Genomic DNA, 14,668 nt, shown 5'->3' with positions numbered 1-14,668 from the left:
CCCTTCGGCAGGCGGTGGAACCGCAGGTACGATGCCCTCGGTGCGACCTTCGAACGGCTGCTTCGCGCACCTGCAACTCCGGTCCGCGGCACAGCGGTTCGACCAACGGCGGCCATCGGGGGGAGCCCGGGGGCCAACAACGGGGGCACGGTTTGTGGGGGACGTGATGGAATTCGGCACGCAGGGCCCCGAGGCCCCGGCCGACCTCGCCTGGCTGCGAGGCGTGGACGCCTACACGATGGGCGCCTATCCGCAGGCGGAGGAGGAGTTCCGCACCGCGGTGCGGATGGATCCCGGGATGGCCGACGCCTGGCTCGGCCTGCACGCGCTGCGCGTCGACACGACGACCGCGCTGCTGCGGATGTTCCGGCACCGGGACCGCTTCGGCGAACAGCGCGGCCGCCACCGCCGCACGCTCAACTCCTGGTACTGGCTGGGCTGGTGGGTGCAGCCGGTACTGGAGAGCCCGCGGGACCTGCTGCTGGCCCACGCCTCGCACTGGCTCGACGGCAGACACGTCCCGGAACTCGACCGGGCCCTCGCCGGACTGCCGCCCGTGGACGCCGACCACCACGTCCGCTTCCTGCACTCCTGCCGGGCCTACCTGGTCAAGGACTGGGAACAGCTGGTACGGCACACCGACCCGCTCCTCGACGATCCCCTGCTCGGCATCGAGGCGGGCCTCTTCGGCGGCATGGCCCGCGTCCGTCTCGAGATGTACGGCCAGGCCGAACCCCTGCTGTCGGCCGCGCTGATGCGGTGCCGCAGCGAGCAGCCGCAGCGCAAGGAGCTGCGCTACTGGCTGGCCCGGGCGCACGAGGGCACCGGCCGCAGCGCCGCCGCGCTCCCGCTCTATCGGGCGGTGCACCGGGTCGACCCGGCCTTCATGGACACCTCCGCCCGGCTGGCCGCGATAGCCGAGGGCGACGGGTACGACGACACGGCCGACTTCGCGTCGATCACGCTCACCGGGGCCGGGCAGGACGTCGTGGACGGGCCGGATCTGCTCGACCCGCTGTTCGGCACGGAGGGACGGGAGCTGCGGTTCGGCGAGGCCGAACCGCCGGCCGGGGCGATGCCGTCGGTGATCGACCCGGCGGTGCGCGAGAAGGTGGTGGCGTCGCCGCCGCTGCCGGCCGGGCCGACCGACCCCGCGTTACTCGAGGAGGCGCTCGCCGAACTGGAGCGCATGGTCGGGCTCGAGCCCGTGAAGCGGCAGGTCAAGGCGCTGTCCGCGCAGTTGAACATGGCCCGGTTGCGGGCCGGGCAGGGCCTGCCGGTGCAGCCGCCGAAACGCCACTTCGTCTTCTCCGGACCGTCCGGGACCGGCAAGACCACCGTCGCCCGGATTCTCGGCCGGGTGTTCTACGCGCTGGGGCTGCTGGGCGGCGACCACCTCGTGGAGGCGCAGCGGGCCGACCTCGTGGGCGAGTACCTCGGCCAGACCGCCGTGAAGGCCAACGAGCTCATCGACTCCGCGATCGGCGGTGTGCTCTTCGTCGACGAGGCCTACTCCCTCTCCAACTCCGGGTACGGCAAGGGCGACGCGTACGGGGACGAGGCGCTCCAGGTGCTGCTGAAGCGGGCCGAGGACAACCGGGACCACCTGGTGGTGATCCTGGCGGGCTATCCGGAGGGCATGGACCGGCTGCTGGCCGCCAACCCGGGGCTCTCCTCCCGCTTCACCTCCCGCGTGGACTTCCCGTCCTACCGTCCGCTGGAGCTGACCTCCATCGGGGAGGTGCTGGCCGCGGAGAACGGTGACGCGTGGGACGAGGAGGCGCTGGACGAGCTGCGCTCCATCGCCGGGCACGTGGTCGACCAGGGCTGGATCGACGAACTGGGCAACGGCCGGTTCCTGCGCACGCTGTACGAGAAGAGCTGCGCGTACCGGGACCTGCGGCTGTCGACGTACCCCGGGGTCCTGACGAGGGACGACCTGGCGACACTGCGCCTGCCGGACCTGATGCAGGCGTACGGAGAGGTGCTGTCGGGCCGGGGACCGCAGGACCCGTCGGCCGGGATGTAGGTGCGGGTGGGCTGGGGCCGGGGGTGGGGACGCTCACCGGCGCCGGCCGCGCGCCGCCCGCGCCCACCCTCCCCAGGTGAAAGACACGGCCGGGCAACGCGCCCCAAAGGGGCGCTGGGGGACCCCCGGCCGAAGGCTGGGGGAGGAACTGCGCGACCAGCCCCGACCGGCCCGCAGCTTCCCACGCCGCTCAGCCCCCGGCCACCCGCTCGCCACGGCGCTCAGCCCACCGGCACTTCCTCCGGCTCCCCGCTCACCCTCGGCTCCGGTGGCCTCGGTGCCGGCGGCCGGTCCCGGTGCGCCGGGTCCGTCACCTCGCCGACCAGTAGCTCCAGGACGTCCTCTAGCGCCGCCAGCCCCAGCACCCTGCCCTTCCCGTCGGCCACCTGAGCGAGGTGGGTCGCCGCCCGGCGCATCACCGTCAGCGCGTCGTCGAGGGGCAGCTCCGCCCTCAGTGTCGTCATCGGGCGCCATATCTGCTGCGGCACCGCCCGGTCCGAGTCCTCCAGGTCGAGTACGTCCTTCACGTGCACGTAGCCCATGAAGGCGCCGGACTCGGCGGCGACCGGGAACCGGGAGAAGCCGGTGCGGGCGGTGAGCTCGACGATCTGGCCCGGCGTGACCGACGGGGGGACCGTGATCAGGGACTCACGGCGCAGGAGCACGTCGGTCACCGGGCGGGAGCCCAGCTCCAGCGCGTCCTCCAGCCGCTCCCGCTCCTCGGGGTCGAGGAGCCCCGCCTGGCCGGAGTCCTCCAGCAGCCGGTTGAGCTGCTCGCTGGTGACGACGGCCTCGACCTCGTCCTTCGGCTCCACCCGGAAGAGCTTGAGGATGCCCTGGGCGCAGGCGCCGAGCGCGACCGTGATCGGCCGGCACACCCGGGCGAACGCCACCAGGCCGGGGCTCAGCCAGAGCGCCGCCTTCTCCGGTGCCGCCATCGCCAGGTTCTTCGGCACCATCTCGCCGATGACCAGGTGGAAGAAGACGACTCCGGCCAGCGCGATCACATAACCCAGAGGATGGATCACGCCCTCGGGCAGACGGGCCGCCTCGAACAGCGGTTCCAGCAGATGCGCCACCGTCGGTTCGGCCACCGCGCCCAGGGTCAGCGAGCAGACGGTGATGCCGAACTGGGCGGCGGCCATCATCTGCGGCAGGCGCTCCAGGCCGTACAGCACCTGGCGGGCCCGTGCGGTGCCCAGCGGTTCGATCTGGCTGCGGCGGACCGAGACCAGCGCGAACTCCGCGCCCACGAAGAAGCCGTTGGCGAGGACGAGCAGCCCGGCGAAGACCAGTTGGAGAACGCTCATCGGGCGGCCTCCGCGGTGACGGGGGCGATCCGGACCAGCCGGACGCGTTCGGCCCGGTAGTGGCCGACCCGGCGGACCGAGAGGCGCCAGCCGGGCAGTTCCGCGCGGTCGCCGGGCGCCGGGATACGGCCGAGCAGGTCGGCGACGAGTCCGGCGACCGTCTCGTAGGGCCCTTCCGGCACGTCCAGCCCTATCCGCTGGAGGATGTCGACGCGGACACTGCCGTCGACGTCCCACGCGGGCTTGCCGTCCTGGGAGGGGGCGGCGGCGAGCTCGGGCGCGTCGGGGCTGTCGTGTTCGTCGCGGACCTCGCCGACGAGTTCCTCGACGATGTCCTCCAGGGTGACCAGGCCGGCCGTGCCGCCGTACTCGTCGACGACGACCGCGATGGGCTGTTCGCTGCGCAGCCGGGCCAGCAGGGGCTGGACCGGAAGGGTCTCGGGGACCAGCAGCGCCTGCCGGGCGATCCGCCCGACCGGGGTGTGCAACCGGTCGTGCGCCGGGACCGCCAGCGCGTCCTTGAGGTGGGCCATCCCGACGATCTCGTCGATCTTCTCGCGGTAGACGGGGAACCGGGACAGGCCGGTGGCCCGGGTGAGGTTGACGACGTCCTCGGCGGTCGCCGAGTCCTGGAGCGCGCTGACCTTCACCCGGGGGGTCATGACGTGCTGGGCGGTCAGCTCGCCCAGGGACAGGGTGCGGACGAACAGGTCGGCCGTGTCCTGTTCCAGGGCACCGGCCTGGGCGGAGTGCCGGGCCAGCGAGACCAGCTCGCCGGGGGTGCGGGCGGAGGCCAGCTCCTCCGCGGGTTCCACGCCGAGGGCCCGGACCAGCCGGTTGGCGACCGTGTTCAGCGCGGCGATGACCGGCCGGAACAGGCGGGAGAAGCGGGCCTGCGGGCCCGCCACGAACCGCGCGACCTGGAGGGGCTTGGAGACCGCCCAGTTCTTGGGCACGAGTTCGCCGATCACCATCTGGATGGCCGAGGCCAGCAGCATGCCGACGACGACGGCGATACCGGAGACGGCGCCCTCGGGGAGGCCGATCGCGGTGAACGGGCCGCGCAGCAGCGCGGCCAGCGCCGGTTCGGCGAGCATGCCGACGACCAGGGAGGTGATGGTGATGCCGAGCTGGGTGCCGGACAGCTGGAAGGACAGTTCCCTCAGCGATTCGACGACCGTGACGGCGCGCTTGTCGCCGTCGGCGGCGGCCTTCTCGGCCTCCGGGCGCTCGACGGTGACCAGGCCGAACTCGGCGGCCACGAAGAAGCCGTTGGCCAGGATGAGCAGGAACGCGGCTGCCAGGAGCAGCAGGGGGGTGGTCATGATGCCGCCGCCTCCGCTTCGCCGCGGACTCCGCCGGGGCGGTCCACGGGATGTCGGGAGGGGGCGGCGCAGGTACTACAGGACGATCCGTCCATCGCCGGAGAGGGTCACTCCTCGGGTAGCAGGAACCCCTGTGCGCGGAGCGCGCCACAGGGGCGGAGGCGGGACGTGAAAAGCCTCCGCCAACAGATTAATCAAGACAGGGGCCGATGCGGCAGGGTCGGCGGCCCGGATACGGCCCCCAAGTTGCGTGATCTCAGCCCTGATGCTGCTCGGGGTCGTGGATCGCGTGGGCCTCGGCGAGGGCCCGCAGGGCCTTGGCGTCGGCGATGGCGCGCTGCTTGGCGATGCCGGGCTGGATGCCGAGCGCGGGCAGGCTGGTGCCGTCGCTGAGGTCGAGGAACACCCAGGGGTCACCCGGGCGGAGGTTCACCTGGAGGATCTCCGCCCACTGGAGATGCCGCTTGGCGGCGATGTTGACGACGGTGACCCCGGACTCGTCGGCGACCACCTTCACCCGGGCCAGCTGTGCCAGCACCCAGAAGATCAGTGCGCCGGTGACGACGAAGCTGAGCTTCTCCCCCGGACCGAGCTGCTCAAGGAGCAGCGCGACACCGGAGATGGTGACGAAGATCGCGACACCGGCGGTGAGCAGGATCACTCGCGTGTGGCCCGGCCGGAAGGTGACGGGCAGCGTGGGAGGCTCGGACATCTCTCGCGGGCCCCTCAGAGGCGGCAGGCGTGGATGGCCGTGGTCAGGATGGCGCGGGCACCGAGGTCGTAGAGGTCGTCCATGATGCCCTGGGCGTCCTTGGTGGGGACCATGGCGCGGACGGCGACCCAGCCCTCGTTGTGCAGCGGGGAGACGGTCGGCGACTCCAGGCCCGGCGTGAGGGCGACAGCCTTCTCCAGCTGCTGGACCCGGCAGTCGTAGTCCATCATCACGTACGTCCGCGCGACCAGGACGCCCTGGAGCCGGCGCAGGAACTGCTGGACCTTGGGCTCCTCGGCGTCCGCGCCGGTGCGGCGGATCACGATCGCCTCGGACTTCATGATCGGTTCGCCGAAGACCTCGAGGCCGGCGTTGCGCAGGCTGGTGCCGGTCTCCACGACGTCCGCGATGACCTCGGCGACGCCCAGTTCGATGGCCGTCTCGACGGCGCCGTCCAGGTGGACCACGGAGGCGTCGACGCCGCTGTCGGCGAGGTGCTTGCCGACGATCCCCTCGTAGGAGGTGGCGACCGTCTTGCCCGTCAGGTCGGCCAGGGAGTTCGCCGCTCCCGGCTTCGAGGCGAAGCGGAAGGTGGAGCGGGCGAAGCCGAGCGGCAGGATCTCCTCGGCGTTGGCGCCGGAGTCGACGAGCAGGTCACGGCCGGTGATGCCGATGTCGAGGCGGCCGGAGGAGACGTAGATCGCGATGTCGCGGGGGCGGAGGTAGAAGAACTCCACGTCGTTGACCGGGTCGACGATGCGGAGTTCCTTGGACTCCCGTCGCTGCCGGTAGCCGGCCTCATGCAGCATGTCCGCCGCAGGGCCTGAGAGGGAACCCTTGTTGGGGACGGCGATGCGCAGCATGGGGTCGGCTTCCTTTGCTCTGGGAGGGGGTGACGGCGGGTGGTTCACAGGTGGGCGTAGACGTCGTCCAGCGAGATGCCGCGGGCGACCATCATCACCTGGACGTGGTAGAGCAGCTGCGAGATCTCCTCGGCGGCCGCTTCCTTGCCCTCGTACTCGGCGGCCATCCAGACCTCGGCGGCCTCCTCGACGACCTTCTTGCCGATGGCATGGACGCCCTTGCCGACCAGCTCGGCGGTGCGGGACGTGGCGGGGTCGCCGTGGGCGGCCTTGTGCTGGAGCTCGGTGAAGAGCTCCTCGAAAGTCTTGTTGGACATGGTGAGCGCCAGACTACGCCAAATGCCGCCTCGCTCAGTGCCAGGGTTCAGATACTGAGCGGAGCGTGGCCGCCGTCGCCACCGCGGCGGTCACCGCCTCGTGGCCCTTGTCCTCCTGCGAGCCGGGCAGGCCGGCGCGGTCCAGCGCCTGCTCCTCGTTGTCGCAGGTGAGCACGCCGAAGCCGACGGGGACGCCGGTCTCGACGGAGACCTGGGTGAGGCCCTGGGTGACGCCCTGGCACACGTACTCGAAGTGCGGGGTGCCGCCGCGGATGACGACACCGAGCGCGACCACCGCGTCGTAGCCGCGGCCGGCGAGGACCTTCGCGGCGACCGAGAGCTCCCAGGTACCGGGGACCCGGAGCAGGGTGGGCTCGTCGATGCCCAGGTCGCGCAGGGCGCGCAGGGCGCCGTCCACCAGTCCGTCCATCACCTTCTCGTGCCACTGGGCCGCGATGACGGCGACCCGCAGGTCGCTGACATTGCGTACGGACAACTCCGGTGCACCCTTGCCGCTCACGTACGTCTCTCCTCAGTGCTGTTTCTCTACTGGTTCGCGCAGGTGGCCACGGCCGGCGTGTCCAGCCAGGGCAGGTCGTGGCCCATCCGGTCCCGCTTGGTGCGCAGGTAGCGGAGGTTGTGCTCGCCCGCCTGCACGGGCATCGGCTCGCGCCCGCTGATCTTGAGACCGTGGCTCAGCAGCGCGTCGCTCTTGTCGGGGTTGTTGGTCATCAGGCGGACGCTGCGCACGCCGAGGTCGGTCAGGATCCGGGCGCCCGCGCGGTAGTCGCGGGCGTCGGCGGGCAGGCCGAGTTCGAGGTTGGCGTCGAGGGTGTCGCGGCCGCGTTCCTGGAGTTCGTAGGCGCGCAGCTTGGACAGCAGCCCGATGCCCCGGCCCTCGTGTCCGCGCAGGTAGACGACGATGCCGCGGCCCTCTTCCTGGATGCGTTGGAGCGCCTCGTCGAGCTGGGGGCCGCAGTCGCAGCGGGCGGAGCCGAAGACGTCCCCGGTGAGGCACTCGGAGTGGACGCGGACGAGGACGTCCTCGCCGTCGCCGATCTCGCCGTGGACGAGGGCGACATGCTCGACGCCGTCGGCGGTGGAGCGGTAGCCGTACGCCGTGAAGGTGCCGTGCCGGGTGGGCAGTTTGACCTCGGCCTCGCGGCGGACGGTGGGTTCGGCGGACCGGCGGTAGGTGATCAGGTCCGCGATGGAGATGATCGTCAGGCCGTGCTTGCGGGCGAACGGGACCAGCTCGGGGAGGCGGAGCATCCGGCCGTCCTCGCCGGCGATCTCCACGATGGCGCCGGCGGGGCGCAGGCCCGCGAGCCGGGCGAGGTCGACGGCGGCCTCGGTGTGCCCGTTGCGGGTGAGGACGCCGCCGGGGCGGGCGCGCAGCGGGAAGACATGGCCGGGGCGGACCAGGTCGGACGGCTCGGCGGCACCGCCGGCCAGCAGCTGGAGCGTGGTGGCGCGGTCGGCGGCCGAGATGCCGGTGGTGACGCCGTGCGCGGCGGAGGCGTCCACGGAGACGGTGAACGCGGTCTTCATGGACTCGGTGTTGTCCTCGACCATCTGCGGCAGCCGGAGCCGGTCCAGTTCCTCGCCCTCCATGGGGGCGCAGATCAGGCCGCGGCACTCGCTCATCATGAAGGCGATGATCTCGGGGGTGGCCTTCTCGGCGGCGATGACGAGGTCGCCCTCGTTCTCGCGGTCCTCGTCGTCGACCACCACGACGGGGCGGCCGGCGGCGATGTCGGCGACGGCCTGCTCGACCGGGTCCAGGACGAGGTCGTCGATTCCGTGGGTGCTGTGGAGGACGGGTGCCGCGGTCATGCGGGTGCTCCTTCCAGAGCGGGCCGCGCGCCCTGGCGGGAGCGCTGCCACCAGTCGCGCATGCCCCACAGGACGAGCGCGCCGTAGATGACGTAGACGAAGCCGGAGAAGGCGTAGCCGTTGGCGAAGTTCAGCGGGACGCCGACCAGGTCGACCAGGAGCCAGGCGATCCAGAACTCGACCATGCCGCGGGCCTGGGCGTACATCGCGACGATCGTGCCGACGAAGATGTAGGCGTCCGGCCAGGGGTCCCAGGACAGGGACGGGAAGGCCTTGAAGAGCAGGGCGACGGCGACCGTGCCGACGGCCGCGGCGGCGAGCATCGCGGCGCGCTCGCCCCAGGTGGCGAAGCGGGGCACGATGTGGCCGTCACCGGACCGGCCCTTGTCGCGGTTCCACTGCCACCAGCCGTACAGGGCGACCACCATGACGACGACCTGCTTGCCCGCGCTGCCGGCCAGGTGGCCGTAGAAGGCGATGAACAGCACCAGGCCGGAGAGGAACTGCACCGGCCAGGTGAGCAGCGAGCGCCGCCAGCCGAGGGCGAGGGTGATCAGGCCCAGGATGTTGCCGATCATGTCCGACCAGATGATGTGCTGGTCGAGGAGGGTGAACGCCTCGGAGTTCAGCCAGTTCACTTGCCCGCTCCCTGTGTGTTCGCGAGCAGCCGCTCGACGTACTTGGCGACGACGTCGACCTCGAGGTTGACCGGGTCGCCGGGCTGCTTGTGGCCGAGCGTGGTCAGGTCGAGGGTGGTGGGGATGAGGCTGACGGTGAAGTAGTCCGGGCCCGCCTCCACGACGGTGAGGCTGATGCCGTCGACCGTGATGGAGCCCTTCTCCACGACGTAGCGGGCGAGGTCGGCCGGGAGCGAGACCTTGACGATCTCCCAGTGCTCGGAGGGGGTGCGGGCCAGCACCTGACCGGTGCCGTCCACGTGGCCCTGCACGATGTGGCCGCCGAGGCGGGAGCCGACGGCGGTGGGGCGCTCCAGGTTGACGCGGGAGCCGACACCCAGGGCGCCGAGGGAGGACCGTAGGAGGGTCTCCGCCATGACGTCGGCGGTGAACTCGTCGCCCTCGTGCTCCACGACAGTCAGACAGACGCCGTTCACGGCGATGGAGTCGCCGTGCTGTGCGCCCTCGGTCACTACGGGGCCACGGAGCCGGAAACGGGAGGCGTCGCCGAGGTTCTCGACGGCGGTGATCTCACCCAGCTCTTCGACGATTCCGGTGAACACTTCCCGGGTCCTCCTGCCTCAACGGGGCACGGACTCCGGGGCCTGTCGACGGACGACAGAATGTACGGGTGAACACACCGGTGCGACGCCGACAAGGCCTCGTCCGACATGGACGAGACCAGATACGGCGGCGTGCACATGTACATGCTCGCCCGCCGCGCACTGCCTCCCATCCGGACTTTAACCGTCGGTCCAGGAATTTCACCTGGTCAACCGGCCGCTGGAAGCGGACGGGTCGCGGACTGTAACCGCCGGTTCGGACTTTCACCGACCCCGGAGTGCGCTGCTTCTGGTACACCGCCAGTGTGCCACGCCCGATGGTGGTCCATACAGGCGAACGGTGTGGGCTGCCTCACAGCCCGTGTCGCTGGACTTCCCACGAGGACCGACGTGTGCGCAACGAGCGCCCACACCAGGGTTCCTGACTTTGATTCACCTCTATTGACCCTACTGGTCTAGTCCTTTTATGGTGCGAGCGAACCCGGCGGCGGTGACGACGGCCCTTGCCCGTCGCCGGGTCGCGCGCCGATGTCACATTTCGCGGGGTGCGCGCAGTCGTACTCGCCGGAGGGGCGTTCCGACCGGGAGCGCCCGGTGTCCGGAGGGACGGAACGACATGACCACGACCCTGGTGACCGGCGGAACCGGCACGCTCGGCCGGCTCGTCGCGGCGCGGTTGCGGGCGGACGGCAACGAGGTGCGGGTGCTCAGCCGGCACGCCCAGCCCTACGCCGTGGACCTGCGCACGGGCGGGGCCGGTCTCGACACGGCGCTGACCGGCGTGGACACGGTCGTGCACTGCGCGAGCACGCCGAAGGGCGGTGACGAGCGGGCGGCGGCCAACCTGGTCGCGGCGGCGCGGCGGGCCTCGGTGGGCCATCTGGTGTACATCTCGATCGTGGGGGTGGACCGGGTGCCGTTCGGCTACTACCGGGCGAAGCTCGCGGTGGAACGGCTGGTCGAGGAGTCGGGTCTCGGCTGGACCGTGCTGCGGACGACGCAGTTCCACGATCTGCTGGTGACGCTGTTCGAGGGGCTGGCGAAGGCGCCTGTGCTGGCGGTGCCGCGCGGGGTGCCCGACCAGCCGATCGAGGTGGCCGAAGTCGCCGACCGGCTGGCCGAGTTGGCCGCGGCGGGGCCGGCGGGGCGGGTGGCCGACATGGGCGGCCCCGAGGTGCGGTCACTGGAGTCGCTGGCCCGTGCGTACCTGAAGGCGAGCGGGCGGCGCCGGGCGGTGGTCGGGGTACCGCTGTTCGGCGGGGCGTACCGCGCCTTCCGGGACGGCGGCCACCTGACACCGGAACGGGCCGTGGGGAAGGGCACGTTCGAGGACTTCCTGACCCGCCGCTGACGGTCGCCTCGGGCGGACGGCCGGGTGCGGGCTGACGGTTGAGTGCGGGCCGACGGTTGAGTGCGGGCCGACGGTTGAGTGCGGGCCGACGGTTGAGTGCGGGCTGACGGCTGAGTGCGGGCCGACGGTTGGCCGGGGGCGGGTCAGCGGTCCGGAGGTGCGAAGAGGTCGTCCTGGGCGCTCTCTCTGGCGGTCAGCAGGGCGCCGCGCAGTACGGCGGCGCCGCCGAGGGTACTCGCCCGTACCTCCGTGGCCAGCGGGGACATCTTGCGCAGCCTTGCCTCGACCCGCGCGGCGAGCACGGCGCCGCCGGCAGGGCCGATCTCACCGCCGAGGACCACACAGCCGGGGTCCAGCACGGCGACCACAGCGGCCACGCCCACGGCGATACGGTCGGCGAGGGCATCGAGAAAACGCCCGGAACGCTCCACGGACGGGGCGGCCAGGGGCGGCGCGGGCCGGCTGTCGGGTGCGGGCACGTCGTGGCCGGGCGCGCAGTTCCCCGCGCCCCTGCGGGGCGCTGACAGGGCGCCGTCGGCTTCGAGGGGCGGTTGGGACGGGCGGCCCTCGGGTGCCGGCGCGTCGTGGCCGGGCGCGCAGTTCCCCGCGCCCCTGCGGGGCGCTGACAGGGCGCCGTTGGCCTCGGGGGGCGGTTGGGGCGGGCCGCCCTCGGGTGCGGGCACGTCGTGGCTGCTCGCGCAGTTCCCTGCGCCCCTGCGGGGCGCTGACAGGGCGCCGTCGGCTTCGAGGGGCGGTTGGGGCGGGCCGCCCTCGGGTGCCGGCGCGTCGTGGCCGGGCGCGCAGTTCCCCGCGCCCCTGCGGGGCGCTGACAGGGCGCCGTCGGCTTCGAGGGGCGGTTGGGGCGGGCCGCCCTCGGGTGCCGGCGCGGTGGGTGTTGTTCGGGTGGCGTGTTTCACCGCCTGGGCCGCGGTGTCGGATGGGGGCAGGCCGTACTGTTCGGCCAGTTGGGTGATCGCCGCCGCTCCCACCAGGGAGTGGAAGCCGCCCGAGCAGTCCGTGGCCGACGGGAGGGCTTCGGTGCCCGGGACCGGGAGGAAGCCGATCTCGCCGGTGCCTCCGGAGGCGCCCCGGCGCAGGCTGCCGTCGAGGACCACGGCGGCGCCGCAGCCGTCGCCGAGCCAGAGCAGGACGAAGGTGTCCCGGTCGCGGGCCACGCCCTCCCGCTGCTCGGCCAGGGCGGCCAGGTTGGTCTCGTTCTCGACGCTGACCCGCGCCTCGGGGAAACGCTCCTGGAGCGCCGCGACCAGGCGGCGGTGCCACGCCGGCAGCCCCGCCGAGTCACGGAGTTCGCAGGTCGCCGGGTCGATGAGCCCTGGCGCCCCGATGCCGACGGTGTGCAGCCGCCCCCCACCGGAGGCCTCCGCCTCCTTCACCGTCCGCTCCACCAGCGCCACCGCCTGCTCGACGGCCGCCGTGGTCCCCTCCTCCGGGCCGACCGGCACCGTGCCCTCGGCCAGCACCCGCCCCACCAGGTCGGAGACGAGGACCGAGACGCTGTCGGTGCGCACATCGAGGGCGGCGAGGTGCGCGCGGTCCGCGACGATCCCGTACAGGCGGGCGTTCGGCCCCCGGCGCTGCTCGCCGGACTCGCCGACCACCGCGATCAGGCCGGACGCGGCGAGCCGTTCGACGAGGTCGGCGACGGTCGGCCGGGACAGCCCGGTCAGCTGTTTCAACTGGCCTGCCGTCAGCGGCCCTTGCTGCTGAAGCAGGCTCAGCGCGAGCCGGTCGTTGATGGCCCGGGCGGTGCTCGGTGATGCGGGCATGACGGGCATCCTCCCAGAACATGCGGCCCGGGACGGCCACTTCGCTCCCTATCTATCAGGCAGGGTCCCTGATAGTTTACGGCGGGCAGCGGGGGCGGCACCCGGCCGGGGAGGGGCAGGACCATGGAAGACGTGAGCCACGAGCAGCACGACGTGAGGCGCGCGCGGTACGCCGTCGCGGCTGTGTTCACCGTGCACGGTGCGGTCACCGGCTCGTTCGCGACCCGGGTGCCGTGGATCCAGGACCATGCCTCGCTGGGCGCGGGACAGCTCGGCTTCGCGCTCGCGTTCGGGGCGTTCGGCGCCTCGTGCTCGATGCCGCTGGCGGGCCGGATCAGCCACCGCTTCGGCAGTCGCAACGCGATGCGCGGCCTGATCGCGCTGTGGACGCTGGCGCTGGTGCTGCCCGCCCTCGCGACGAACATGTACCTGCTGTGCCTGGCGATGTTCGTGTACGGGGCGAGCGCCGGCATGGCCGACGTCGCGATGAACGCGCTCGGCGTGGAGGTGGAGCGACGGCTCCGGAAGTCGATCATGTCGGGGCTGCACGGGATGTGGAGCGCGGGCGCCCTGATCGGTTCGGCGGCCGGCACCCTCGCCGCGCACCTCGGCTCGGACGCCCGACTGCACTTCACGCTGGCCGCGGCCACCCTGACGCTGCTGGGGATCCTGGCCGCCGGCTGGGTCCTGGATCTGAAGCCGGAGGCGGACGAGGAGCCGCCGCCGCGGTTCGCGCTGCCGCCGCGGTCGGCGCTGCTGATCGGCGCGGTGGGTTTCTGCGCGGTGTTCGCGGAGGGGGCGAGCCTGGACTGGTCGGCGGTGTTCCTGAAGAACCGGATGGAGACCTCGGCAGGGCTCGCGGCGGCCACCACCACGGGGTTCATGCTGACCATGGCGATCGCCCGGATCAGCGGGGACGCGGTGGTGAACCGTTACGGCGCGGTGCGTACCGTGCGCGGCGGCGGGGTGCTGGCCGTGCTCGGCGGTCTGCTGATCGTCCTCGCGGGGCATCCGGCGGTGGCGATGACGGGCTTCGCCCTCATGGGTCTCGGCATCGCGGTGGTCGTACCGCTGTGCTTCGCGGCGGCCGGGCATGCGGGGCCGAACCCCAGCCAGGCCATAGCGGGCGTCGCGACGATCACCTACACCTCGGGGCTCGTCGCCCCGAGCCTGATCGGCGGGGTCGCCCAGGCGACCAGTCTGGTGGTGTCGTTCGGCCTGGTCACGGCGCTGGCCTTCGGACTGGTCGCGTTCGCGGGCGTGCTGCGGTCCGGGGACCGCGGGGTGCGCGCGGAGGTCAGCTCCCGGCCCGCAGCAGTTCCCGACCCGCGGCCCTGAACCGCTCGCTCCACGGGGCCGGGCGCAGCGTGCCGGCGTCGAGCCGGACCAGGACCCGGGTGCCCTGCGCGTAGGTGACCGCGCCGTCCTCCGAACAGAACCGGAAGCCGTAGGTCAGGCCGGTGGTGCCGAGCCGTTCCAGCCAGAGGTGGACGGCGTAGGTGCCGGGCCGGGTGACCGGTGCCTCGTAGCCGATCCGCAGCTCCTTGACGGCGTTGCAGGCGTCCCCGGCCGCGGTCCAGTCGCCCTCGAAGACGAAGCCGTGCTCCTGCCAGAGCTCGGCCCAGGCCCGCTCGACCATCACCGGGTACCGGGCGTTGTGCAGCAGCCCGAGCGCGTCCAGGTCGTCGAAGTGGACGGTCACGGGGATCAGCCGGCCGTAGGACAGGGCGGGGGCGGCGGGGGCTTCGGCGGTCACGGGTGGGGCTCCTGAGCACGGGGACGAAGTGGTGGGGACACTCCATCCTAAGCGGGTGCTCAGGAGCCCCGGCCTGGAAGGGGCTGGTCAGCCCCGCCGCGGCCGGGAGGGCTGGTCAGCTCCGCCCCGGCCGGAAAGGTCC

At 72.4% G+C, this 14,668-nt stretch carries 14 protein-coding genes and 1 riboswitch; of the genes, 3 read left to right on the top strand and 11 right to left on the bottom strand.

All coding sequences use genetic code 11. The features are described 5' to 3' along the window. The first annotated feature begins 166 nt into the window (after positions 1-166). The gene (locus MB828_RS29945; RefSeq protein WP_133026063.1) at positions 167-2,029 is read left to right on the top strand and encodes an AAA family ATPase; all 1,863 of its coding nucleotides are present in this window, start codon (positions 167-169) and stop codon (positions 2,027-2,029) included. A gap of 221 nt (positions 2,030-2,250) precedes the next feature. On the opposite strand, the gene MB828_RS29940 is transcribed toward MB828_RS29945, so the two are convergent. From MB828_RS29940 to MB828_RS29900, 9 genes are all read right to left on the bottom strand, one after another. Continuing rightward, on the bottom strand, positions 2,251-3,339 hold the full coding sequence (locus MB828_RS29940; protein WP_301650898.1) for a hemolysin family protein: 1,089 nt from the start codon (positions 3,337-3,339) through the stop codon (positions 2,251-2,253). Next, on the bottom strand, positions 3,336-4,664 hold the full coding sequence (locus MB828_RS29935) for a hemolysin family protein (RefSeq protein WP_301650897.1): 1,329 nt from the start codon (positions 4,662-4,664) through the stop codon (positions 3,336-3,338). The genes MB828_RS29940 and MB828_RS29935 overlap by 4 nt, the downstream gene beginning before the upstream one ends. Before the next feature lie 256 nt (positions 4,665-4,920). After that, entirely contained in the window at positions 4,921-5,376 is a 456-nt protein-coding gene (locus tag MB828_RS29930) for a PH domain-containing protein (RefSeq protein ID WP_133026060.1), read from the bottom strand. 14 nt (positions 5,377-5,390) lie between these two features. Beyond that, the gene (gene hisG / locus MB828_RS29925) at positions 5,391-6,239 is read right to left on the bottom strand and encodes an ATP phosphoribosyltransferase (RefSeq protein ID WP_133026059.1); all 849 of its coding nucleotides are present in this window, start codon (positions 6,237-6,239) and stop codon (positions 5,391-5,393) included. A 44-nt stretch (positions 6,240-6,283) separates the two neighbouring features. Then, a complete protein-coding gene (locus MB828_RS29920; RefSeq protein WP_030946750.1) occupies positions 6,284-6,556 on the bottom strand; it encodes a phosphoribosyl-ATP diphosphatase in 273 nt (90 codons plus the stop codon). A 34-nt stretch (positions 6,557-6,590) separates the two neighbouring features. After that, complete coding sequence (gene ribH, locus MB828_RS29915; RefSeq protein WP_301650896.1) at positions 6,591-7,076, bottom strand: 6,7-dimethyl-8-ribityllumazine synthase; 486 nt, start codon at positions 7,074-7,076, stop codon at positions 6,591-6,593. A gap of 26 nt (positions 7,077-7,102) precedes the next feature. Next, positions 7,103-8,392, bottom strand: a complete 1,290-nt coding sequence (locus MB828_RS29910) for a bifunctional 3,4-dihydroxy-2-butanone-4-phosphate synthase/GTP cyclohydrolase II (protein ID WP_301650895.1) — start codon at positions 8,390-8,392, stop codon at positions 7,103-7,105. Further along, on the bottom strand, positions 8,389-9,030 hold the full coding sequence (pnuC, locus tag MB828_RS29905; protein WP_301650894.1) for a nicotinamide riboside transporter PnuC: 642 nt from the start codon (positions 9,028-9,030) through the stop codon (positions 8,389-8,391). The genes MB828_RS29910 and pnuC overlap by 4 nt, the downstream gene beginning before the upstream one ends. Continuing rightward, positions 9,027-9,632, bottom strand: coding sequence for a riboflavin synthase (locus tag MB828_RS29900; RefSeq protein ID WP_301650893.1), 606 nt, complete (start codon positions 9,630-9,632; stop codon positions 9,027-9,029). Before MB828_RS29900 ends, pnuC begins: the two co-directional genes overlap by 4 nt. A 155-nt stretch (positions 9,633-9,787) precedes the next feature. Next, positions 9,788-9,918: riboswitch (FMN riboswitch) on the bottom strand. Positions 9,919-10,248: 330 nt separating this feature from the next. Between MB828_RS29900 and MB828_RS29895 the strand changes: the two genes are divergently transcribed. Continuing rightward, positions 10,249-10,983, top strand: coding sequence for an SDR family oxidoreductase (locus MB828_RS29895; RefSeq protein WP_301650892.1), 735 nt, complete (start codon positions 10,249-10,251; stop codon positions 10,981-10,983). Positions 10,984-11,126: 143 nt separating this feature from the next. Here the strand turns inward: MB828_RS29895 and MB828_RS29890 are convergent, their stop codons facing one another. Beyond that, positions 11,127-12,770 (bottom strand): ROK family protein, encoded by a 1,644-nt coding sequence (locus MB828_RS29890; RefSeq protein ID WP_301650891.1) that lies wholly within the window; start codon positions 12,768-12,770, stop codon positions 11,127-11,129. Between the two features lie 123 nt (positions 12,771-12,893). Here MB828_RS29890 and MB828_RS29885 point away from each other — a divergent pair, with 123 nt between their 5' ends. After that, a complete protein-coding gene (locus MB828_RS29885; RefSeq protein ID WP_301650890.1) occupies positions 12,894-14,108 on the top strand; it encodes an MFS transporter in 1,215 nt (404 codons plus the stop codon). Here MB828_RS29885 and MB828_RS29880 read toward each other — a convergent pair. After that, positions 14,068-14,526, bottom strand: a complete 459-nt coding sequence (locus MB828_RS29880) for an acyl-CoA thioesterase (RefSeq protein WP_133026050.1) — start codon at positions 14,524-14,526, stop codon at positions 14,068-14,070. The two genes, MB828_RS29885 and MB828_RS29880, sit on opposite strands and share 41 nt — an antisense overlap. Positions 14,527-14,668: the final 142 nt, after the last annotated feature.

The sequence above is a fragment of the Streptomyces arenae genome (genome assembly GCF_022343545.1).
GTDB classification, from domain to species: Bacteria; Actinomycetota; Actinomycetes; order Streptomycetales; family Streptomycetaceae; genus Streptomyces; species Streptomyces humi.
Note: the sequence above shows the minus strand (reverse complement) of the source record. Positions and strands in the feature narration are given on the sequence as shown.

Excerpts from the sequence above, each read along its gene's own strand:
- MB828_RS29945 (WP_133026063.1), top strand. The coding sequence starts at position 167 with ATGGAATTCGGCACGCAGGGCCCCGAGGCCCCGGCCGACCTCGCCTGG.
- MB828_RS29940 (WP_301650898.1), bottom strand. The coding sequence starts at position 3,339 with ATGAGCGTTCTCCAACTGGTCTTCGCCGGGCTGCTCGTCCTCGCCAAC.
- MB828_RS29935 (WP_301650897.1), bottom strand. The coding sequence starts at position 4,664 with ATGACCACCCCCCTGCTGCTCCTGGCAGCCGCGTTCCTGCTCATCCTG.
- MB828_RS29930 (WP_133026060.1), bottom strand. The coding sequence starts at position 5,376 with ATGTCCGAGCCTCCCACGCTGCCCGTCACCTTCCGGCCGGGCCACACG.
- hisG (WP_133026059.1), bottom strand. The coding sequence starts at position 6,239 with ATGCTGCGCATCGCCGTCCCCAACAAGGGTTCCCTCTCAGGCCCTGCG.
- MB828_RS29920 (WP_030946750.1), bottom strand. The coding sequence starts at position 6,556 with ATGTCCAACAAGACTTTCGAGGAGCTCTTCACCGAGCTCCAGCACAAG.
- MB828_RS29910 (WP_301650895.1), bottom strand. The coding sequence starts at position 8,392 with ATGACCGCGGCACCCGTCCTCCACAGCACCCACGGAATCGACGACCTC.
- MB828_RS29895 (WP_301650892.1), top strand. The coding sequence starts at position 10,249 with ATGACCACGACCCTGGTGACCGGCGGAACCGGCACGCTCGGCCGGCTC.
- MB828_RS29890 (WP_301650891.1), bottom strand. The coding sequence starts at position 12,770 with ATGCCCGCATCACCGAGCACCGCCCGGGCCATCAACGACCGGCTCGCG.
- MB828_RS29885 (WP_301650890.1), top strand. The coding sequence starts at position 12,894 with ATGGAAGACGTGAGCCACGAGCAGCACGACGTGAGGCGCGCGCGGTAC.